A 23,160-nucleotide genomic window follows, 5' to 3' on the forward strand; every position below is an offset into this window, starting at 1 on the left:
AATGGATAAGATAATAGTTAATGGACCGTGTACACTTGAAGGTTCAGTTAGAATTTCTAAGGCGAAGAACGCATATTTACCAATTCTCTCAGCGGTTTTATTAAGTGAGAAAAGGATTACTTTAAACGAGATTCCAAATCTAAGAGATATAAATACGATGCTAACGCTACTAGGAAACTTAGGTGTTGGAATAGAGAGAAAGGGAAGTAGTGTTGTCTTAGATCCATCCACACTAAATTCTCATGAAGCAACTTATGATCTTGTTAAGACAATGAGGGCCTCCATTTTTACTTTAGGACCAATTCTCACTAGATTACATAAGGCGAAGGTTTCTCTTCCTGGGGGCTGTGCTATTGGTACGCGTCCGATAGATTTGCATTTAACAAACTTAGAGAAAATGGGCGCTAAGATCACTCTTGAGGGTGGTTATGTTTACGCCGAAACTGATGGTCCTCTAAAAGGAGCTCACCTCGTATTGGCCTTCCCATCAGTAGGTGCCACAGAGAATTTGATGATGGCGGCAGTCTATGCGAAGGGAAAAACTATTATTGAAAATGCGGCCCTTGAGCCAGAAATAGATGATCTTGCTAACTTCTTAAATGCTATGGGAGCAAAGATTTCTGGAATTGGAACAAAGAAAATTGAAATCGAAGGTGTTAAGTCTCTTAATGAGGTTGAGTATACTGCTATTGGAGATCGTATTGAAGCGGCCACTTATATAATGGCAGCACTGGCCACGAAATCAAATGTTCGTGTTGAAGGCTTTAACCCGCACCACTTAGAGTTCGTTATTGATGAGCTAAAGAGAATGGGGGCCGATATCGAAGTCGGTTCAGACTTTGTACAAGTTAAAAAGTCAGAGCTAGAAGCTTGTCGAATTGATACAGCACCTTTTCCTGGTTTCCCAACTGATGTTCAGGCCCAAATGATGGCGCTTGTAACCCAAGTTAAGGGAAGCTCAATCATTACAGAACATATTTTTGAAAATAGGTTTATGCACGTTCCAGAGCTAAATAGGTTGGGAGCAAGTATTGAACTTAAAGGTAATACTGCCATTGTAGAGGGACAGAGAGAGCTTAAGGGTGCTCCTGTTATGTGTACTGATCTTAGAGCGTCAGCAGCTCTTATCATTGCAGCACTTGCCTCTAGTGGTGAAACTGAAATATCGAGAATTTATCATCTAGATAGAGGTTATGATAACTTAGCAAATAAGCTAATGAGCTTAGGTGCAAAACTAGAGAGAGTTTCGGAGTAAGTATGAGTGATTGTATTTTTTGTAAGATCTTAAAGGATGAGATTCCCTCAACAAGAGTCTATGAAGATGATTCTGTAATTGGCTTTAGAGACTTAAGTCCTATGGCCAAAGAGCACTTACTCTTTATTCATAGAGATCATACAGAAAATGTAAATGAAATCTCAGATAGTGATCCTGCTCAACTAAGCGATATCTTTAAAGCCATTTCTAGCTACACAAAATCAAATGATCTCTCTAAGAAAGGTTTTAGAGTTGTGACAAACTTAGGTTCCGATGGCGGTCAAACTGTTTTTCACACACACTTCCATGTCTTAGGGGGAGAGAAATTGTCCGGATTTGGTTCATAAGTGAATTAAATCCAGTCCCTCTTTCTTTAAAAAAGACAAGTACGACATTTACGCTCTAGGGTGACCCAAACCAAGGAGTCACCATGAATCAATTTTTTCTACTCTTATCAATTCTTCTCTTATCCTTTTCTTGTAGTAAAGAGAGTAAATTAAAATTCTCTCCTCCAATGAGCTTGAATGAACAAGAATCTCAAGCCGTTGATCAACAAAGTGTAGAGGCCAATACTAAAGACTTTCAAGTCCCTACCTTGAAGCTAATCTCACAGAAATCAAGATTGTCTATTTTGAATAATGATCAAGTGACTGAAGAGATTGATTTAAAAGTTGAAGATGAAAGATATCTTCGTAGTAAACTCTTAGATATATTAGATGGCAATCGTCCCAATACTTTGGAGATGAGTGATATTTTCACTTATAGTATCTCTTTTAAAAATGATGAACTCTTTAAAATTATAAATAACATCAAGCTTGAAGAACTTAAGAATTATAAAGTAAATATCTCAACCTTCTTTTTCTTGAAAAATAATAAGACTGGATATTACTTAGATCTTGATTATCGCGCAGGTATAGAAAATGATCTCGGTGTGTATGTTTCATCTCAGCTTGAGAATGAAGAGGAGCAGGTCGATGGGTTTTCTTATGGAGAGAAGCCTGTTGAATCCTACAAGTTTGAGGTTCCCGGTATTGCTCTAGACTTTGCTTTTGATAAATTAACAAAGAAGTCAAAAGTCATCTACACAGTGGATAATTTTAATAATGGTGAAATGAGCCTTGTCGATTGGAAGAGTGAGACTTTAGAGAAAGGAAGTCTTTTAATTCTCTCTAATACCACTCAGGAGAAAATCTTCTTTATTCCTAATGGAAAAAGCATTTCAACAGTTCTTGAGGATACTCATAAGGTTAGTCATTATAAGAAAATTAATTTTATAAAGTTAGATGAGAAAATATTGGCAGGGCAAATTCTTGCTTTAGTTGAGCCACAGAAGATTGAGACGAGAGGCCAGGTTGAAGAGATCTTTGGAGCTCAATCTGTAGACTTTGTTTTTAAAGAGGGGGTTACGAAAACTTTAATGATTCAACCTATAGGCTTAAAGCATTCAATTCATAAGTATAGCGAACCACAAAAAGTTAACTACTATAAGAATGATGATTATATTCGTTCAAGATATTGCAATGTTTCTAGAGAGAAGATTGTAACTCATGAAACTCCTTTAAATATGAAAAGTGAAGTTTCTAGAATTAAGTTAAGATTTAATGGAAGAGAGAGCTTTCTTACTGAAATGGTTAAAATGGGTCATGCAGAAGTTAAGACTAATAAGAAATCACTATTAATAATTCTTAATTCTCTTCCGGGGGGTGGAACTATTTCAAATGTTAATTTAAGTATTTTAAGTCAACTTAAAGAAGGAAAGCTTGTTCAAAGTAATGGAGAGTGTAGATTATTTCATTATGTTAGGCGTGGAGAGGTTGAAGGAGATTTTTATATACATAGTGTACAAACTGAGAAATATGACAGTTTTAGCCCTTCTGTTGACTTGGTGAAGGTCGGAATCAAAACGAAAATGAATTTAAGGGTTATTGAATAAAGAAATAAGGGCCATATTTGGCCCTTTCTTATTGGATATTCTCAGAGAGACCAGTGAATAGAGCACTTAGAATTGCCTTTTGCATTCTACTTAACTCATAGACTTCGGCCATAATCACTACAGGACTCTTTTTAATAGTGGCCGTAATAACTAGTTGGCCCTTTTCACCTGAGTACTCTGCAATATCAAAAGTATTATTGAAATCTTTCTCGTAGTTTGACATGATTTTTGCTTCAAGCTCTCCACCTTCTGTTGGATTTGGAAGTCTTTCGCCTTCAACTTTCACTTGAATCAATTTATTTTTCTCATTTTCTTTTTTTGCAATCTGAATATCGTTAAAGATAATTCTAACTGACTTTGCTCCTAAGTTTGATTTTAAGATAAACCAAAGTTCCTCAAAGAAAGTAGTTCTATCATTTGGCCATAGCCCATTTAAATGAGTAATTACTTTAAATAGCTCTTCTAGAAGAGTGACATTATTTTGAAGTAGCCAGTTGTCGTGAACCTTTGAAAAAATATTCTTTACTTCGTCTAGAGAAAGAGATTGAAAAGATTCGTAATCAGAGTTTATTTCTTTAAGTGATCTAATAGGGAAGAAGCGACTGTCTTCAAGTAGAGTTGCTTTTAGGTCTTCGTTTTCAATTTGCTCTTCATCATAGAAAAGCGCCTGTAGATTTGAGTTCTTTAATTCACTTAAATCTAATACCTTTCCATTATCTTCAGTACCTGCGTCGAAAGATTTCAGTAAAAATTGATTTTCAGACTTAATTAATCCTAGGCTAAATTCCATATATATTCCCAATAAATCATTTAAAGTTGAGCAAAATTCTAGCCTATAGTCCTTGCTATGTGAATAAATGATTGAAGAATAGCGGCTTTTCACTGCAGAAATTGCACGGGGCGTTGCTATATGGGAGATATGTTAAAATAAATCAATGAGATTTTTGCTAGTTACATTCCTATTTCTCATCTCTATGAGCAGCTTTTCACAGGATGAGAGAAGCTTTCGCGAGCTCTTTAGGGCCGAGCTAGATAAGGAAGTCAGAGACGAACTCGCGTCCGATGCTAAGTATGTGGTGAATACTCCTCTTCATAAAATTGATTTAGACGGAGACCACAGAAAGGAATCTATCTTCTACGAATTCAAAGATGGAAAGTCATGGATTCACTTTCTAGGCTATGATGAAACTAGACTTAAGTCTTTCAAACTTGAAGTGAATGGCTTTGGTGCGAAGGTTTATAAAATTAGAGTAAGGCAATTATCCAAAGATAGCCTGGGACTAGTCTTCTTCTTTTATGAGGGGATGACAAAGTACACAGAACTTAATTCAACCGTTCGTTTATACTTTGTGACTATTGATCATCAAGATTTGAATAAAATCTATATGGAGAAGGGTCCCATTTTCTGGCAAGAGAAGAGAACTCAGCAGGGCTATTACTTTCAAAGACCTAACGAGTTGAGCTTTGTAGATTTTAATCGCAATGGCACTAAAGAAATACTAGTTAAACAAGGAAATACGGCCAGCGTTTTTATGTATTTATCAAAAGGTAAGTGGTTGAAATTTTAGCTTTTTTTCATAGCTATTCCCTTTAAAGTTTTCCTCATAAAGTCCGATAAGATTCATAGCTTATTATTTTGAAAATCGGATTATGAATGCTCTATAGAAACTCATTAATTACTTTATTCTCCTTTCTTCTCATTTCTTGTTCATCGGTAGTAGAAAATGGAAGGACTGTGGCCTCACTAGACGAAGTAAAACCTTCGGTAAAGGGAAGCTGCGCTCAAATTATGAATAGTTTCATTAAGGGAAGAAAGATTGTTAAGAAGAACGGTCTTTCAGATCTCTTTCCAAGTTCAAAAGTATATTCAACTAAAGAAGTTCAACAGATTAAAAAAGTAAGCGACAGAATTGGTGAGAGATCTATTGCGAGAATCCCATCTGAAAATCTAGAGAGAGAATTTCAATCTTTTGCTTACTCTAAGTTAATTCAAGACAGCTCCAAAGAGATCGATCCTGTAGAGTTTAATACATGGTTTAGATTGAACGTTGATGATGTTGTTTCTTCTTTTGATAGATCTAAAAGTGTTTCAGACAATTTTGAATCTTCGCTAGGGGTCTTCAAAAAGTGGAGAGAGAGTGAAGGGTTTTCATTTAAAAATTTAATTAAGTTAAAGAAAAAGAGCTCGGCCGAAAAAACAGCGTTGAAAAATATTCAAGAGGCCGCAATGGCGGATTATAATTCGATCATCTCTAAGAATATTAATGAGTACAGTAATTATCAAGACTTCTTAGATGATACTGTTGCAGCGGTATCTAACTTCCATATTTTTGAAGAGAATTTCCAAGGACCTGAGTTTTTAAGGTGGATGTCTGATAATGAATTTATTTCTGAAGACGTTTTTGTAAAGCTAAAAAATGGAGCAGAGGATAATCAAAAGCTTGGAGACTTACTCTCTAATAACTATGTTGAATTTATTCCTTTCTCTAAGAAACCTGCAATGCCTAAGAAGTCGATTAAAGAGAAGATCAGAGATTACGCAATTGATATGTTTACTCAGAAGAAAAAAGATATCGATGACTGTGGTGGAGATCCTGATTGCGCGCTCCAAGAGACCAAGAGTATTTTTCAACGACTCATTGGTGCGGATAGATTTAAAAGAAACTTCAGCTGCTTGAGACAATTTCCTCAAGCTAGAAATGCAATGTATGCAGACTTTGTCGTGGCCTGGTCTATGTTAGGTTATATGTACAAGTCTAATGAAGAGAGCTTTGAGAGATTCCCATGGGAGGTTGTCGCCAACGGTTTAATCTTTACTCCAATTATGTCTGAGATTAATTGCCAAGCTTCTTTCCAGACACGCAATGCATTTGGAGGTGCGATAAATATTGCTAAACAACCTTCAAAAACTAGGGCCTTCCTAAGAAATTGGAGGAGAGTTGCGGGTGTCAGTGTTGCTTCTGGAATTGGACTGGTTGGGTTAGGCGTTGGCTTTAATGAGCTATATGCAGCTCTAGGTCACCCTGTAGAGAATTCTGAAACTCTTAAGCAACAAATGCAGATGCTTCCATTTATGTTTCTGTGGTCCGGTGTATTGGGTGGTTTAAAAGATGTGGCATTTCTAAACCCACTAAAACACAAAGTTATTCCAAAGTTAGCGAGACTTATACAATCTAAAACGGGAATTGCAGCAGGTTCAATTATTTCTTTAAGTGCATTGAATGTATCGCTATCAAGTGCAAATGAGTACTATAGTAGCCTTAGTTTTAATGAAGTCTGGCGCTACTACGTTCTTCCAAAGTATCTAGAGATTCTGGGTTACGATAGAGAAGGAGATCTCGAATTCAATGGTGAGACTACTGTTGAGGGCTTCGATGAGAATACTGACGTCTATATCACTGAGTATGAAGAAGGTGTTAAAACTTCAGTTAAGGTTAGTAAGTCTTATGATGAAGATGGAAAAGAATATATAAAGGTTGAAGATGTTGGAATTGAGATACCTGATTATATTTTGGAAGACTCTGTAAGTGATGTCCCTAAGGCCCAGTAGTTTAAGAGGCCTTTGGGAAATTCATATCGTCGTTGTCATCATCGCCACGTTTTGACTCTAGATCTACAACATTATTTGGAGTTTCTTCTTCAAGATCCTTAACTCCTTTCATTAAACCAAGCCAGACAGCAATTGGAAGTAAGCACACCATGAGAATAACAATGATTTGATTCGTACTAGATTTTGCATCATCTAGTTCATTAATTGTCGTTGTCTTTACCTCGTTTTTTTTTACTGCAGCATTAGGCTGTTCTTTCTTTTGAGTAAAGTCAAAAGGAGTTGCCTTTGAAGGTGGAACGTCATTGTACTCTTCAATCGATATCCCGCTAACAGGCTCTACCGCCGGTTTCCTAGCAAAACTCATTGAACTAGTAATCAGTGCTAGAAAAAGGAAGAGGATGAATTGCTTTGTAAATTGTCTCATAGCTAACCACTTGAAATTATGTGTTCTATACCTCGCAAAACCCTAAATATTTTTCACGTATATTTAGTGAGGCTTCTCTATATGATACATGGCAATGAGAGTGTTTTTTAGTGAGCAAATTTCACCATTGGAGATGTATGAATACAGTCATAGAGCATGCCAAATTAACTGATGTTAATGAGTTATTGTCACTGTATTTGTCAGTCTACGGTGAAGACTATCCTCTAGATATTGGAACAAAACGATCGGTTATGGAAGAGGCCCTCAATCATCCAGAGGAAAACCATTGGTATGTGATGAGATGTACCGATTCAAATCAAATTATAGTATCTGGCATTATTCAAATTGAAAGAGAAAACCTAATTGGTAAATTATCAGGGGTTGCTGTTCACGATGAATACAGAAAGCATGGGCTTGCTACAGGGTTCATTGGCCATGTTGTAAATGAGGTCCTTAAAGAAAAGAAACTTGTAAATTCAATTTATGCGACTGCAAGGACTATCTCTCACTCTTCGCAAACAATGTTGATGAAGAATGGATTTATTCCACTTGGCTTTTTTCCAAATTGTAGAAGAATCAAAACCTATGAGACTTTGGCCCTACTTGCAATTTTCGCAGATGGAGTTCTAGAAAAAAGAAAAGTTCCTACTGTTGTTCCAGAATCTGTAGAGCCATTTTATTCTCTCGTTGAAAAAGAGATTACTGGAAATGATGCTCATTTTGATACTGCCCCTTGTTTAATTAAGAGAGATCATCAGTTTAAGGATTTGACTTGTAAAGAGGGAGAGTTCGAATTTATTTTTGCAAAGAACTTCGTGGAGAAGAGATTTGATGAAACCTTTAAAGAGGATAGAGAGTCAGTCTTTTATCCATTTCACAGACCCAATCTTCTTATCTCCAATATGGAAGAGGGGATTGAAATATTCGCGGCCTTTAGTAAGAAAGATCACTACTGTGTCATCATTACGGCCAATAAAAGTATTATCTCATTGGGAGAGAAAATTAATAAGATGCTCTTTGCAATGAAGGAAATTGGAATCTACTACGTAGAAACAATGGTTCGATCTGATAGAAGAGAGCCAATATGCTTTTTAACTGAAAATAACTTTCTTCCCTCAGCTGTTTATCCGGCAATGAGATTTGAAGAAGGCGTTGGGCAAGACTATATTCTCTTGGCAAGAACAATGGTACCACTAGACTTTAGTGAGCTTTCAATCCATAAGTCATTTAAGCCATATCTTGATCAATATGCAAAACAGTGGATTGATATGCACCTAAATATTCTTAGGGTGAACTCATGAAGTCACTTGAAGTTGTAGATAAGAAGTCATTATCTAGAGTCGAAGAACTCTGTAACCTTGAGCGTCCTTACGAGTATTCGAATGAAAATGACAAACTCTTTGTTGAGGCCATGAAGGAAAATATTCTCTGGCATAGAGAGAGAAATGAGTTTTATAGAAAATTATTGAACTCTAGAAAGTTTGATACAAGTAAACTTGTAGATATCAAAGATCTTCGTGAAGTTCCTTTCATTATTGCAAACTTTTTTAAATATCATGAGACTAAGTCAGTGACTGAGGAAGAGGTTTATCTTCACTTAACATCATCGGGAACGACGGGACAAAAATCTCAAATTTTCTTTGATGAGTGGACCATAGGTAGTGCTCAGGCAATGGTTGATAAGATATTTAACTCCTATGGATGGATCAGCCAAGAGAAAGTAAATTACTTACTCTTTACCTATGAACCAGAAGAGGGAAGTAAGCTCGGTACTGCATACACAGATAACTTCTTATGTAAGTATGCACCAATAAATGAAGTTAAATATGGATTGAGGTTTCTTGGAAAAGACGAAGGTCATAAATTTGATGTCTTTGGATGTATAGAAGCTCTACAGAAATTTGAAAAAGAGGGACGTGCGGTAAGAGTTTTTGGATTTCCATCTTTCTTTTACTTCACTCTAACTAAAATGAAAGAGCTAGGTATCGCGCCATTAAAATTGAATAAAGACTCCTTGGTCTTCTTGGGCGGAGGCTGGAAAGGGCATCAAGACAAGGCCATTTCTAAAAAAGAATTCTATTCTCTGTGTGAAGAGATGCTTGGTATACCTAATGAAAGATTGAGAGATGGGTTTGGATCAGTAGAGCACTGTATTCCCTATGTGGAGTGCTCTGAGCATCGATTTCATATTCCTGTTTGGTCACGAGTACTGATTAGAGATGTCGATACTCTTGAGCCTGTCGAAGAGGGAAAGCCTGGATATCTTAATTTGATATCACCTTATATTACGTCGGTTCCTGCAAATAGTGTATTGATGGGCGACTTGGCCATTGTAAAGAGCGAGTGCTCATGTAATTTAAATACACCTTGGTTTGAAATCTTGGGACGTGCAGGGATTTCAAAGAATAAGAGTTGTGCCGTGGCAGCTAGTGAGCTCTTGGAGAAAATATGATGAGTATTTTATGCCAGGGAAAATATTTAGAAGAGCTTACAAAGACAGAACTAATTAGATACGTGTTAGAGGGGATGTCTACTGATCTTCACCTCGATGAAATCATAGATTGCTTAGACCATTTTTCAAAAAATGTTGAGAGTCTAGAGATGGACGCCTTTCTTCTTGCCGAAATAAAAGAATTTTGTAGCAAAGATAGTCTCAAACAAAAGATCGTCTCTGAGCTTGGTAATCACGAACCATTTAGTATAAAGAAAAATGAATTCCAAAATGCTGAGATGGAGGGCTACGCACCTCTAGGAAGTCTATTGCATATCACTTCGGCAAACTCTGAAGGCCTTTCATTTCTTGCCTTAGTTGAAGGACTAATATCACAAAATATGAATATCGTTAAACTCAGCAGAAGAGATGACGATTTATGTTTTAAGTTAGTAGAGCAATTACTTAAGCACGATAGAAGCGAAAAACTGCAAAAGAGAATTTTACTTTTAAAGAATCAAACTTTAGATCTCTCAGACTTGATTGATGTGGTCGATGGAGTTTCGTGTTGGGGTGGTGATAGTGCTCTTGAGAGCATTAAAGCGAAAGTACCAAATAATAAGAGATTTATACCTTGGGGACATAAAATATCTTTTGCCCTTATTGATAATAACTCAGCTAACGCAGAGACTAGTCGAAAATTAGTTGATGAGATTCTCTTAAATAATCAACAGGCATGTTCAGCTCCTCAAGTATGTTACTTACTAGACGCAAGCTATGAGCAATTGATGGATTTTGCGCAATTATTATCTGATTCATTCTCTACACATGAGGACTGCAATGAGCTTGATTTGGATATTCAACAAAGAGCTGAACTCACAAATTATAATGAATTATTAAGACTTGAATCTCTATTTTTAGAAAAAAATCTAATTACTTCTAAAAAGGGTGAGTGGAGAATTTATATAGAGAAGAATAGTGATTTTAAGGCCTCTCCTTTAAATAGAACTATTTGGATCAAGTCTATTACTTCGAATAATATAGTTGAAACTTTCCAAAAACATAGAGGCTACTTGCAGACAGTAGGTCTTTCAATTTCTGAAGATAACTTTGATGTCATCAATTACATCTTAAAGGCAGGTGTGACGAGAGTAAGAGAACTTGGAAGAATGCAGGAATCTTACGGAGGCGAGCCTCATGATGGAGAGTATGCTTTAAGAAGATTTGTTAAAAGAGTCAGTCTTGATCTAGATATTCTAAAAAGAAATTATCGTCTAGATGAAAAAAGTGAAGGGCGACAAATTATTAATAAGAGTTTACCCGTAATGACTAAGGAAGATTTTCAAAGCTTATCTCTTGATGATGAGAGAAATAAGCTCTTCTTTAGAAGTGGGGGAAGCTCAGGTAAAAGCGCGCTCTCTACATTCTCTTACCATTCATATCATACACAGATGTTGGCGGCCTCTGAGGGGCTCTATGCTGCTGGTCTTGATCCTAAGAATGATCGATGTATGAATCTCTTCTTCGGTGGAGGTCTGTATGGAGGATTCTTAAGTTTCTTTACAATATTGGAAAAAATGAAGGCCTTGCAATTTCCTATGGCCGCATATGAGGACTTAGAGTTTGTCGCAGAATCTATTGTTGAGTATCAAGTTGATACACTACTGGGAATGCCATCATATATTGTGGAACTCTTCACTAAAAAAGGTAGCATTCTAAAGAAGGGTTGCATAAAGAAGATCTTCTTTGGTGGAGAGCACTTTCCTGAAAAAATGAAGACTCTTTTAATTAAAGATTATGGGGTTGAGATTATACGCTCCGCTAGCTATGGGTCAGTTGATGCTGGACCACTTGGCTTTCAATGCGAGTACTGTGAAGGTTCTATCCATCATTTAAATGAAAGCATACAGTCACTAGAGGTTTTATCTCTAGAGTCTGATAAAGAAGTGCCTGACGGTGAAGTGGGCAGATTAGTCTTCACGTCAAAGGCCCGAGAGACGCTATCGATTGATAGGTATGACTTAGGGGACCTTGGAAGAATTGTTAAAGATAAATGTCGTTGTATGAGAAAAGGGCTACGCTTTGAGCTTCTAGGGAGAGCTGGAGATATCTTTAGAAGTGGTGGAACTTTTTTTAATTTTCTTAAGTTCGAAAAAATCCTAAAAGATAGTTTTGAATATAGTGATCAATTTCAAATTATACTTACAAATGAATCCACTAAAGATACAATAAATTTATACTTGAATGGCATCACGATAGAAGAAGTGGACTTTGCATCTAAGTATAAAGATTTAAGTGAAGCTTTTTGTCACGAGTTAACAACCGATTTTAAAGTTATAAAGTCACTTAGTTCAGATTTTATCTCCTCAAAGAGTAGTGGAAAAATCCTAAGAGTAGTAGACCAGAGGAAGTATTGAAACAAAACCTAAGAGAGCATATTGATTTTGTAAGAGAGAATTCACCTTTTTATAAGGAACTCTATAGGGATGTCCCCCTCAAAGATTATAGTATTTCAGATCTTCCTATTTTAAATCAAGATGACTATTGGTCTAAGAATGGATTTGAGAATAATTCCGTACTAACGTCAGACTTAAGTGATGGAGTTGTCTTTAAAAGCGGCGGAACAACAGGTGTTCCAAAGTCTAGCTTCTTCACGCAAGAAGAGTGGGAGACGTTTACAACGGATTTCTCATTTGGAATGGATCAGCTAAGACTTCAAAAAGGGGATCGTTGTGCAAACCTATTCTACTCTGGTGATCTCTATGCATCTTTTTTATTTATTAATAAGAGTGTGGAAAAGTTAAAGAATAAGGTTGTGCAATTTCCAGTTACAGGTCAGACAAGTATTGAAGAGACAAAGAGAATCATAAACTCTTACAAGATAAATGTTCTCTTTGGTGTTCCAACATCTTTAGTGAGCCTGGCAGCCTCATTTGAATCAAGTGATAATTGTATTAATCAAATTTACTATGGAGGAGAGCCACTTTTTGATGATCAAAGAGAGAAACTTCAAAGAGCATTCCCAGAGGCTCATATCTCTTCTATTGGTTATGCAAGTGTTGATGGTGGTCAGCTTGGATATGTCGATAAGAGTTGCACAGCAGGTGAGCATATTGTTTTTGATAAAACTTATATGGAGATTGTAGATCCAGATACAAATGAAGTTATTCTAGAAGAGAATAAAGTTGGGCGCCTTATTTATACAAACTTATCTAGAAGACTTATGCCCATCGTTCGCTATCCAGTTGGTGATATGGCCTCGTGGACAGAGGTAGGTAAGAGGTTCTCTCTTCTGGGGAGGGCCGACGAAGGAGCGAGAATTGGTGCGGTAACTGTGACTCGTGAGGATATAGTGAATACTGCGGCCTCAATCGGAGAGAAACAGGCAATTTCGGGGGTCCAATTAATAATCAAACGAGAGAGTGGCAAAGATTATTTGCACGTCTATTTAGGTGTTCAGAGTAAAGAAAACCTAAATATTTTAAACTACGTTCATTTATTTAAAGAGTCCTTTTTTATGCAAAGACCTATGTATAAGAAGGAGAAAGATATTGGAAATATTGCAGATTTAAAAGTTTCAATAGTATTAGTTGACGAATTATTGAAGAATCCTAGAACGGGTAAATTAAGGTTAGTTATAGACGAAAGATTCATCTAAGCTACTAGATTTTATAGATTCCATGCTATTATTTACTTAGATAATTTTATGGAGACTAGAACTTGAAAATCTTATTGGCCCAAAACAATCACAAAATAAAGGATAGGCTAAATCTGTACTTAGATAACTTGCCTACAAACGTAGATGTCTACGAAGTTTCCTCTTATGGAGAGCTGGAAGAAAGGTTGAGCCAAGATCCTTCAATTGATATTACGATTTCATGTCATATGAGTGCTAAATTAGAGGGAATGAAGATCTCGGGTCTCTTATTGAATGGGCATCAGAGTGATTTAATTGTTAATACGACTGAGTCCTTAGAAGACTCACTAGAATATAAGGCCTTTTCCAAGCTAGATAGTAGAGGTCAAATCATTCAAAACGATATCAATTGTGAATCTTTTCATAATTTAATCTTAGATATTTTAAAGAAGAGAAGAAATTTAAATTTTCAATATGCAGAGGAGGAGTATCGAAAGGTAAGACTTTCATACTTTCTAAGATTTAATAAAGTTCTCTGTGATGTCTTTATCAAAATCAATGATGATAAATATGTCAAAGTTCTAAGAAAGGATGATATTTATACTCGAGATGATCTTCAAAGATATAGAGAGAAGAATATAAAATTTCTCTATATTAATTCTGAAGATTATGATGACTTCGGCGCAAGTTTAGCAACAACTCCTTTTCTTATTGAAGATAGAAACTTAGATCCAAAGTACTTGGACGATGCGGTTGTTAATACATTAGATATAGTTCATGAAATGGTACTGGAGTCTGGTTTAACTGATGAAGTGGTAAACCTAGTAGACTACACTGCTTATCAAATAGAGAGTAGTCTCTCTAGTGATAGAATTTTAAATAGGCTTCTCTCTATTTTAAAAGATAGAAAGGACTACTTATTAGATCATAGTTATATGATCGCCTACTTTTCAAATTCAATTTGTTCTCATATGGAGTGGGACTCAGAAGAAATTAGAAAGAAGCTTAGTTATGCAGCAATATTACAAGATGTTTGTTTAAGTGATGCAAAAATGGCAATGGTAATGAACTTACAAAAGCCAGAAATGACTGAGTATACTCCAGAACAAATTGCGCACTATCAATCTCACCCTGAACAAATTGCAAATATTGTAAAGGCCAATGATACGATACCTTTAAATGTTGATGAAATTCTTCTCTCTCAGCACGAGAAACCTGAGGGGAATGGCTTTCCTAGAGGGCTTAGTCACCATAGAGTTTCTCAGCTTTCAGCAGTATTCATTGTAGCACACGCATTTGTGGATGAACTCTACAGAGAAGAGTTTGATCTTACAAAGATCCCTGTCATTATCAAGAGAATGGAAAAGAGGTTTAGCGTAGGTAATTATAGAAAGCCATTAGAGGGGCTTATTAACGTATTTCAAAAGTCTATTGAAGTTGCGTAGTCTTAGTAGATGGAGAGGTTCATCTCTTCATCTACACCTATCATTTGTCCGACATTCATTGGAATCCAAGTATTATCTCCATGAAGTGGTTCACTACTAAATATGAGATGGTTTATCTTTCCACTCTTAGTAGGAGCTTCACACTCCTGCGAGAAGTAAGGGCAAGTATCTCTTTCGGAACACTTTACTTTATAGGTTGAATAGTAAAGCTTCTTCCCACCTTGATGAGCAATCATTGTCTTTCCATTTGTTAAAATGAAAGTTAGGAAAGTTTCAGTATTTTTCCCATCATCATTGGGGCAATAATCCCCAATGATACTTGTAAGCTCGTCAATAGACTTCTTAATACACTCCTGAAGAATATCAATGTCACAATGCCTATCTGAGAGTTCAACCCTCTGGCTAAGTTTAGTCAGGATGAAGTAGAAGAGTAGCTCAGAATCTGTTGTTCCAAGAATAAATCTCTTAAGGTGGGGTGAGACTCTTGCGATAATCTCATCTTTATATTTATCAAAATCTCTAATATTTCCATTATGTGCAAATATCCAATTCCCATATTGAAAGGGGTGAGTGTTGAGAATATTTACAGTACCCAGTGTGGCATTTCTAATATGTGCAACGACGGTTTCAGAACTTACGATTCCTGAGACTTTCTTAAAAATATTATCGTTTACTGCAGTTTTCTCTGAGCGGATAACATGGGGAGCACCAGCAGTATAATAACTAACACCCCACCCATCTGGGTGCTTGTTACTTTGAACCTCTAATGCGTTTTCAGCACTAATTAAACTGTGGTGAACTTGACTCTGAATGACTGAGCGAAATCCAAATAATCTGCACATTCTCTAACCTATATTAATTTTATTTTTCAATATTATAACATAGGTCAGAGTGGGGATTAATAAGGTTGTAAATTATATGTTTACTTTGAAATTCTCATCCCAAGTTGAGAATGGTTCTGACTTAAGAAAGTTTATTGTGGAACGGCATTGTAAGCGAATATTTCTAATTTGCGTTTCTTTATTCAGATACTTAAGGTGCTCACAGTGCTGCTTTATTATGCTAGAGCTAAGGATAATGGCCATATGTGACACATGAGAAATGATCGTAATGACGGCCCAAAACCTACCATCTAATGGTATTTCTTCTCCAACTTCTTCTGTGACTAGCTTTAAGAAGAGCCATCCGGCCGGAGGACCGAGCTTTGTTACACAAACTCCTGAACCATCTTTTGAGAAGTCCAGGTTTTCGTTGAGAATCAGTCTAAAGGTATTGAGAAGCTTAGGGCTATTTGTTGTGTAAAACTCAAACATGGCAACTGCAAAGTCCTCTAAGCTCATTCCCTCTTGATATAGTTTAGAGAGCTGATCTTCTACTTCCTCACAGTTGTTATTAAAGACCTCTAAATAGAGGTTTTGCTTGTTGCTAAAGTGGTAGTTCACAGATGCTAGGTTCACATCTGCTTCTTTAGCAATGTCTCTTACAGAAGTGCCGTCGTAGCCCTTACAACCAAAAAGCTTTAGGGCCACATTGATAATTTTACATTTAGTATCATTAACTTTTGTCATAATTATACCTATGCTAATTCTTCGCTTCCGTCCATATCTTCTTCAATATGTTTCTTTCTCTTGGTAATTCTATTAACTAAATTTAGGAAATCTTCCAAAATTGCATACGCTGGTGGAATAAAAGAAAGTGTAAGTATTGTACCAGAAGTCAGTCCCCAGGCCATAGCAAGAGTCATTGGAACGAGAGTCGGGTCTGAACCACCAACACCGTAAGCTGTAGGGAAGAGCCCACTAACAGTAGTTAGAGATGTTACAAGTACTGCTCTTAATCTCATTCCTGAAGCTTTGATGAGAATCTCTTCTAGAGATAGTTTTCCCTCTGCCCTCATTTCATCAATGAAGCTGATAAGAACAATTCCTGAGTTCACGATAATTCCTGCAAGTCCGATAATTCCAATAAGTGCAAGAAAGGAAATTGGTCTTGTTCTATCCATATAACCACTTAGAACTGGTGTCGCAAAAGCAATTGAGAAACCAAGTAGTCCAAGAGGAATAGTCATCATGATAATAAGTGGTCTTAAATAAGATTTAAATAAGAATACTAGTATTGCAAAAATTCCAATGGCAGCAAGTACACTGGCTTGAGCCAAACTTTCCATTGATTCTTTTGTCGACTCAGCAACTCCACCAAAGACTAGAGAAACACTTGGGAAATCTTTTCTTAGCTCCTCATAAGTTTTAAGAAGAATTTGGTTCGCTTCCATTGCTGTAATTTTCTTTTCATTGATAGACCCAGCTAAAGTCTTTGATCTCTTAAAGTCAAAGCGCTTAATTTGAGGCGTACCATCTTTAGTTTCAAATTTAGCAAATGTTCCAAGTGGGACTAGATTTCCTCTTGAATCCATTATGTTTACATCTTTTAGTTTAGTAATATCTGTTCTGTCGCTTTCTTTAAAACTAACCCTTAAATCAACATCTTTATTATTTAAAGTAACCTCTGAGATAATTCTTCCTGAGATAGCACTTCTAACAGTGTCTCCTGCATTAAAGATATTAAGTCCTAGTTGGTCTGCTTTTTCATAGTCTATATTGATAAAGACTTCATCATCACCAATGATATCGTTTACTTTAAGATCCAGAACTCCAGGCACTTTCTCTAGTCTTGCTTTGATTTTACCAATTAGACTGTCGAGTTGTTCCATATCATTTGATCTAAATGTCGCTTCAATATCACTCCCTACTGGAGGTCCATTGACTTGAGCTTCGAAAGTTAAACTCTTGTAACCGTCCTTAGGAACTTGCGCTCTAAGTTTTTCAAGAACTGTTGTGTAGAAGAGATTGAGCTTGGCTTCATCTGTAACATAGATGAAAACAATACCTACATTATTTCCCTCTGTTGCTTTAGGGTCAGTAAGTTGTACTTTTGATTCTCCAGACTTTCCGATTAGGTGTTTTACATCTTTTCCAAGAACTTCTTTTATATCGTTAGAGAGATCTCTTAGTTTGGAGTTTGTTTCTTCTAGTTTCGTACCATTCGGTAATTCAAATCTTGCAATGTAAATCTCTGTTTGATCAGCAGGGAAGAGAATAAACTTATTTCCCGCAGTCATCATAAAGAGAGCGAAAACAATCAGAGCAGAGAAACCTGCTACGGCAATGTATCTTCTTCTTACGATTACAGTCATGATTTTTTCAAACTTATTTTCAAATTTGTGGAACCAGTCTTTCTTAGAATTTCCATCTTTATCTTTTTTGACTGAGTTCCCTGCACTCACTAATCTCATTGGAAGAAAGAAGAAACTCTCTACTAAAGAAAGCAGTAGGGATATTGTTACAATAATTGGAATCCACTTAATGAACTGCCCCATGATCCCTTTTGTAACTAGCATCGGTAGGAATGCGGCGATTGTCGTAAATGCAGTGGCGGTAATAGGAAGCCATAGACTTTTTATAGACTCTAATGCTGCTTCTTTTGAGTTCTTACCTTCTTGCCTTAGCCTTGTGAAGTTCTCAGAGATAACAACTGAGTTATCAACTAACATTCCTAGAGCGATAACGAGGGCCAAAACCGTAATGGTATTCAAGTTCATACCAAATGCCGGCATAATTCCTAGAGTCCCCATAATTGCTAGAGGAAGTGAGAGCGAAGCCATGAGCCCAATTTTACCCGGTAAGAAAATAAAGAGGAACACGATAACTAGAATAAGTCCTGAGACTGCGTTGTTGGCCAATACATCTAGTTTATCTTTAACCTTAATCGACTCATTCAAGAAGACTTTAAAGTCTGCTTTATCTGTATAAAGTTTTTCATATTCATGAAGCTTCTTTTCGACATCGTCAACGAGAGTAATTGTATCTGCGCCAGCTTTTTTGGCAATCGTTAATAGCGTTGCCTCTTCACCGTTATACCTTGTTCTAACTTTTATTTCTTCTTCACCGTCAACAACTTTAGCAACGTCTTTTAGGTAGATAGACTGCCCAGAGAAGTTCGATCTAATTAGGATGTTTTCAAGTTCTTTTGTGTTCTTAATCTTTCCTTCTAGGCGAAGCAGTTGTTGAGTCTTATCTTGCTTTAAGTTACCACCTGGAATATTAACATTTCTAGCTTGGATTTTAGAGATTAACTCTTGCATACCAATATGATGTTTATTGAGAAGGTCGTTATTAACTTCTATTTGAAATGTTCTCTTGGCAAATCCTTCTAGGGTAACACCTTTAATGAGCTTATTATCTTCTAACTCTTCTTTTAAATGGTCAGCAATAATATCTCTACTTCGATTTTCATTACTACCTAAAACCGCAATTTGAAAGACTGGCATCTCCTCTGATTTGATTTCACTAAACTTTGGTCTATCGATGAGGTCTGCAGGTAACTTATTTGTTCTATCGACAGCTTTTTGAATATCACTGATGACTGTTTCTACATCAATTCCAGCTCTGTCCATATCTACTCTGATGACGATTGTACTTAGACCAGATTGACTTGTGGAGTTTACATCCTTTAGTCCTCTTACGGTTCTAATTTCATCTTCAATTGGTTTCGTAATCTTTGTCTCAATATCCTGCGCCGTCGCACCATCGTAACGAGTCGTCACAATTGCAGTAGCGAAACTAACGTTTGGATAAGACTCCGCATTCATTTTTGCTAGTCCCATGATTCCATAAATCAAAAGTCCCAACATGAGAACGATGGAGAGTTTAGAGTTGTCTATAAAGAATTTTGAAAGTGTTTTCATACTATATCTCTGGTCTAAAATTAGTTATTTATTTTACATGGCATTTCTGTGTAAACAGTAAAGTAGTCCATGAGTGTTGTAATAATTGATAATTGGCTTTGAACTTCAAGTAAATTACTACTTAGAAGCGCATCTTGGTCGAGAATAAGGTCTCTAAAAGATACTCTTGCTTGGTTATACTTTTTCTTTGTGTGCTTTAAAGTAATACTTAGCTTTTCGCTATTGATATTCTGCTGTTGGATTACTTGTTGTAGAAGTTTAATATTCTTTACCACTTGTGAGTGATAGGCATTAACCTTCGCAACAATTTCTTCTTTTTGAGAAATGAATCTCTTCTTGTCTAGTAATCTTTGTAGTTCTTCAGACTTTGAAGTACTTCCCCCAAGAGGAATCTTAACTTCAATACCAGCAGAAAATGATGTTCTTCCATCATCTGAGAATTTATCCCAAGCATTTGAGTATCCCTCTGTCTTTCCTAATCTTCTGACCTCTGAGATGAGGTTTACATTAGCTGCATTATAGGAGTTGGTAATCTTTCTTTGTTGAGAATATTCACTTTGTAGTGATTTTAAAATTTCATCGTAGTTAGAGTACTGAAGTGGAGCTTCATTAAAAGATGATATCTGAGCAATACAGCTTAAAAGTTCTTTTGATGTATTATCAATAGAGTAACTTCCTAAAACAACCTCCTTATTAGAGAAGTTTGGAAGAAGTTCTTTTAGTTGTTGAATAAGTACTTCTTTTTGATACTGAAGATTTATAATTCTTGCCTTTCTATCAGCAATCTGTGATTCAGATCTTGAGACTTCACTAATTTCAGCAATCTTATTTCGGTACTTCTTTTTAGAGTCAACTAATTGCTTCTTTGACAGCTCTAAGAGTTCTTTTGAGATCTTAAGTTGCTCATTATTGGCCACTAGAGACCAATAGATCTTTCTTAGAGTTAAGTAGAATGATTTCTTCTGTATACCTTTTTGAAGATCTGCACGTTGGACACTTTCCTTTAGAACTTCTCGTTGAGCACTTGTTAGTCGCCCAAGAAAGTTCTTGTAAAGGTCCATTGAGAATTGGGCACCAAAACCATTTGTGGTTCCCTTATTTACGTATGAGCTTGTCATCTGTTCTGAAAAAGTATTTACGCCAATTTTCATTCCTGTACCAAGTCCTTTTTCAACACCGACTTTGTAGCTTTTAATAGGTGAGCTAACTGGAATTTGAGGAGTAAAAGAATTTTCTGATGTCTTATAGTAATTGGCAGACCCAACAAGATTAAAGTCAAAGTTCTCTTCAAAGAGTTCTCTTTGGAATTCTACAGATAGATAACTTGCTTCAATGGCCAAAGTGTTAGGAGCAGAGTTGTTGACCTCTTTCTTTATAATATCTTCAGTTAATGTGATGGTTTCTTGTGCAATAGTATTCGCACCCATTAAGGCGATTAGCGATGCGACCTTTAAAATTTTCATTTTTATTCTTCCTTTGGAATTCAAACGTTTGTTTGACTTTAAACGAATGTTTGAATTTATACAAGGAGGGTATGTAATTTAGTTAACTAATTTAGTATTTTTCTTATTATCTTAGATACTTAGGTGGTCAAATTCTTCGTATAGCTCAAGTAGCTCTTCTTCGAGGTTGCTCTTTTTCTGCCCTAAATCTGCGTAGAGCTTACTTGTTTCCATGTCCATTGATTCAAAATTGAACTTCAGCATGAGATCATCAATATTTGAAATTTGGGCTTCAATACCTTCAATTAGCTGAGGAAGACTCTCTAGTCTCTTCTTTTCTTGATTGGTTAACTTTCTAGGGGCCTCTTCACTAGGAGTGCTCTTTGGAGGCTCGGCCTCTAGGGGAGCTTGCTCTTGTTGTTCTCTCTCTTGTTCGAGAACAATATTTTCAAGAGTGAGGGCCTCGAGATAACTCTCTGCTTGAGCATAGCCACCTACAAATTGCTCAATATTATGATTATTAATAACCCATGTCTTATTTGTGACATTAGAGAGAAAGCTCCTATCGTGGGAAATAAGAATGAGTGAGCCTTTAAATTGAAGTAGGGTGTCTTCAAGAATTTGTAATGTCTCTAGGTCTAGATCATTGGTAGGCTCATCAAAGATCCAGATATCTGCTGATCTTGTTAGATTCTTGGCCAATTGAAGTCGGCCTCTTTCTCCACCCGAGAGAGTTTTTATTGGTCTATTTAAATCGTCTTTTGAAAAGAGGAAGCTTTCAAAATATGCGGCTACGTGACGTGTCCTCCCATCGGGGAGGCTCACCTGATCAGAGCCTTCAGTTAAGAATTGATGAGGAGTTAAATCCTCATCCATCTCCTCTCTTTTTTGAGAGAAGTACTGAATCTTTAAATCGTCAGCAACTTTAACTCTTCCTTCTTTAGCATTTAGATGTCCTTGGATAATCTTAACTAAAGTCGTTTTACCAACACCATTCTTTCCAATAAGACCGATGCGGTCTCCTTTATAGATATCGAGATCAAGATTATTGAAGATGCTCTTATCATCGTAAGAAAAAGAAACGTCTTTAAGTTCTACTAAACTTCTAGTCTTTCTCTGGCTTGAGGCAATAGTGAGATCGAGTGCTCTTCTTGCTTCACCTTTAACATCGGTGATTTTACTTTTTAATTCATGAAAGTTTTCAACACGCTTCTTACTTCGTGTCCCTCGGGCCTTAATACCTTGGCGCATCCACGCTTGCTCGCGAGTGAGAGAGTTCTTAAGCTTATTTAAAAGTCTCTGCCTGGCAACTTCTTGTTCACTAAGAAAGTCGAGGTAATCTATATAGGAGCCCTTGAATGTTTCTATCAGACCATTCTTTATATGGAAAATCTTAGAACATACTTTTCCAAGAAGGTATCTATCGTGAGAAATAAGTATGAATGTCTTTCCTGAGCTCACGAGCTCATCTTCAAATAACTTAATCGTTTCAATATCTAGGTGGTTAGTGGGCTCATCCCAGAGGATAAGATTCTCTTTCGCACTAAAGCCTAGACTTAATAAAATCTTTTTTTGCTCTCCACCACTTAGCTCTGCCACTGTCTTATTAAAGTCTTTGATACCAAAGTATTTAAGGTATGACTCGAAGGAGCGAATGAGCTCCCAGCTGCCAAGGTGATCAAGTTTTTCAAGGAGATTCTTTTGTTTTTCAATTAGTGATTCATTATGAGATTTTTCAATCTCTAGATTCACGCTCTCTAACTCCTTATGGATTTCTTCGTGAAGAGGATAGAACTTAAAGAAGTAATTCTTAATAGTCGTCTCGTCGCCATTAGCTAATTGCATATCCTGTGGAACAAGAAAAGTTGAAAAGCCCTGATTGTCATCTCCACCCGACTTGGCCTTATCAAAAGTAAAGGGTGGGGTAGAGTGATCTGGAGTTAAGTTAGACGATAGAATCTTAAAGAGAGAGGATTTTCCTTTCCCGTTAAGGCCAAGGAGTCCGATCTGATCACCATAGGAAATTGTGAAACCAGCACCTTTAAAAAGGCTCTTAGTTCCAAGATGAAGGTGAATATTGCTTAATGTGCACAGTAGGGACATGGCGTGACTATATATTCTAAACGTCGCTAATACAAGAAATCTGATCAGCCCTGGGATTATAAGTGGGTGAGTTTACTGGTATGGTGTGGGACTGAGCGGCACAATATTCCTTGTTGAAGGAAGTCTCTTTTTAAAAAGGTATACTTTTACTAAGGCCTTTGGAAAAGGGTGATCCTGTCAAGGAGGTTCTCATCAA

The 23,160-nt window shown here is 36.5% G+C and carries 17 protein-coding genes; 10 read left to right on the top strand and 7 right to left on the bottom strand.

The genetic code is table 11. The features are described from left to right. Position 1: 1 nt before the first annotated feature. The 3 genes from murA to BMS_RS03075 all read left to right on the top strand — a co-directional run bounded on the left by murA (position 2) and on the right by BMS_RS03075 (position 3,188). Positions 2-1,255, top strand: a complete 1,254-nt coding sequence (gene murA, locus BMS_RS03065; protein ID WP_014243322.1) for a UDP-N-acetylglucosamine 1-carboxyvinyltransferase — start codon at positions 2-4, stop codon at positions 1,253-1,255. Between the two features lie 2 nt (positions 1,256-1,257). Next, positions 1,258-1,602, top strand: coding sequence for a histidine triad nucleotide-binding protein (locus tag BMS_RS03070; protein ID WP_014243323.1), 345 nt, complete (start codon positions 1,258-1,260; stop codon positions 1,600-1,602). Between the two features lie 83 nt (positions 1,603-1,685). After that, positions 1,686-3,188 (top strand): hypothetical protein, encoded by a 1,503-nt coding sequence (locus tag BMS_RS03075; protein ID WP_014243324.1) that lies wholly within the window; start codon positions 1,686-1,688, stop codon positions 3,186-3,188. A gap of 28 nt (positions 3,189-3,216) precedes the next feature. On the opposite strand, the gene BMS_RS03080 is transcribed toward BMS_RS03075, so the two are convergent. Then, positions 3,217-3,978: a hypothetical protein gene (locus BMS_RS03080; protein WP_014243325.1), complete on the bottom strand. Its 762-nt coding sequence runs from the start codon at positions 3,976-3,978 to the stop codon at positions 3,217-3,219. A 145-nt stretch (positions 3,979-4,123) separates the two neighbouring features. On the opposite strand from BMS_RS03080, the gene BMS_RS03085 reads away from it, so the two are divergent. Further along, positions 4,124-4,756 carry a hypothetical protein gene (locus tag BMS_RS03085; protein WP_014243326.1) on the top strand — a complete coding sequence of 211 codons (633 nt, stop codon included), beginning with the start codon at positions 4,124-4,126 and terminating at the stop codon, positions 4,754-4,756. Between the two features lie 86 nt (positions 4,757-4,842). Then, positions 4,843-6,738, top strand: a complete 1,896-nt coding sequence (locus BMS_RS03090) for a hypothetical protein (RefSeq protein WP_014243327.1) — start codon at positions 4,843-4,845, stop codon at positions 6,736-6,738. A 1-nt stretch (position 6,739) separates the two neighbouring features. Here BMS_RS03090 and BMS_RS03095 read toward each other — a convergent pair whose 3' ends face one another. After that, positions 6,740-7,162 carry a hypothetical protein gene (locus BMS_RS03095; RefSeq protein ID WP_014243328.1) on the bottom strand — a complete coding sequence of 141 codons (423 nt, stop codon included), beginning with the start codon at positions 7,160-7,162 and terminating at the stop codon, positions 6,740-6,742. A gap of 137 nt (positions 7,163-7,299) precedes the next feature. Here BMS_RS03095 and BMS_RS03100 point away from each other — a divergent pair, with 137 nt between their 5' ends. From BMS_RS03100 to BMS_RS03120, 5 genes are all read left to right on the top strand, one after another. Further along, on the top strand, positions 7,300-8,463 hold the full coding sequence (locus BMS_RS03100; protein WP_044557231.1) for a GNAT family N-acetyltransferase: 1,164 nt from the start codon (positions 7,300-7,302) through the stop codon (positions 8,461-8,463). Next, entirely contained in the window at positions 8,460-9,614 is a 1,155-nt protein-coding gene (locus tag BMS_RS03105) for a LuxE/PaaK family acyltransferase (RefSeq protein WP_014243330.1), read from the top strand. The genes BMS_RS03100 and BMS_RS03105 overlap by 4 nt, the downstream gene beginning before the upstream one ends. Further along, entirely contained in the window at positions 9,611-12,010 is a 2,400-nt protein-coding gene (locus BMS_RS03110; RefSeq protein WP_014243331.1) for an acyl-CoA reductase, read from the top strand. The genes BMS_RS03105 and BMS_RS03110 overlap by 4 nt, the downstream gene beginning before the upstream one ends. Continuing rightward, positions 12,007-13,251, top strand: coding sequence for a phenylacetate--CoA ligase family protein (locus BMS_RS03115; RefSeq protein WP_014243332.1), 1,245 nt, complete (start codon positions 12,007-12,009; stop codon positions 13,249-13,251). The genes BMS_RS03110 and BMS_RS03115 overlap by 4 nt, the downstream gene beginning before the upstream one ends. Before the next feature lie 62 nt (positions 13,252-13,313). Beyond that, positions 13,314-14,675, top strand: coding sequence for an HD-GYP domain-containing protein (locus BMS_RS03120; protein WP_014243333.1), 1,362 nt, complete (start codon positions 13,314-13,316; stop codon positions 14,673-14,675). Between the two features lie 2 nt (positions 14,676-14,677). Here the strand turns inward: BMS_RS03120 and BMS_RS03125 are convergent, their stop codons facing one another. From BMS_RS03125 to BMS_RS03145, 5 genes are all read right to left on the bottom strand, one after another. Then, positions 14,678-15,517 carry a class II glutamine amidotransferase gene (locus BMS_RS03125; RefSeq protein WP_014243334.1) on the bottom strand — a complete coding sequence of 280 codons (840 nt, stop codon included), beginning with the start codon at positions 15,515-15,517 and terminating at the stop codon, positions 14,678-14,680. Positions 15,518-15,589: 72 nt separating this feature from the next. Further along, the gene (locus BMS_RS17890) at positions 15,590-16,243 is read right to left on the bottom strand and encodes a TetR/AcrR family transcriptional regulator (RefSeq protein ID WP_014243335.1); all 654 of its coding nucleotides are present in this window, start codon (positions 16,241-16,243) and stop codon (positions 15,590-15,592) included. Between the two features lie 8 nt (positions 16,244-16,251). Then, positions 16,252-19,419: an efflux RND transporter permease subunit gene (locus tag BMS_RS03135; protein ID WP_014243336.1), complete on the bottom strand. Its 3,168-nt coding sequence runs from the start codon at positions 19,417-19,419 to the stop codon at positions 16,252-16,254. Between the two features lie 20 nt (positions 19,420-19,439). After that, entirely contained in the window at positions 19,440-20,882 is a 1,443-nt protein-coding gene (locus BMS_RS03140; RefSeq protein ID WP_044557232.1) for a TolC family protein, read from the bottom strand. A gap of 111 nt (positions 20,883-20,993) precedes the next feature. Next, entirely contained in the window at positions 20,994-22,964 is a 1,971-nt protein-coding gene (locus BMS_RS03145) for an ABC-F family ATP-binding cassette domain-containing protein (protein WP_014243338.1), read from the bottom strand. Positions 22,965-23,160 lie beyond the last annotated feature (196 nt).

The sequence above is a fragment of the Halobacteriovorax marinus SJ genome (assembly GCF_000210915.2).
GTDB classification, from domain to species: Bacteria; Bdellovibrionota; Bacteriovoracia; order Bacteriovoracales; family Bacteriovoracaceae; genus Halobacteriovorax; species Halobacteriovorax marinus.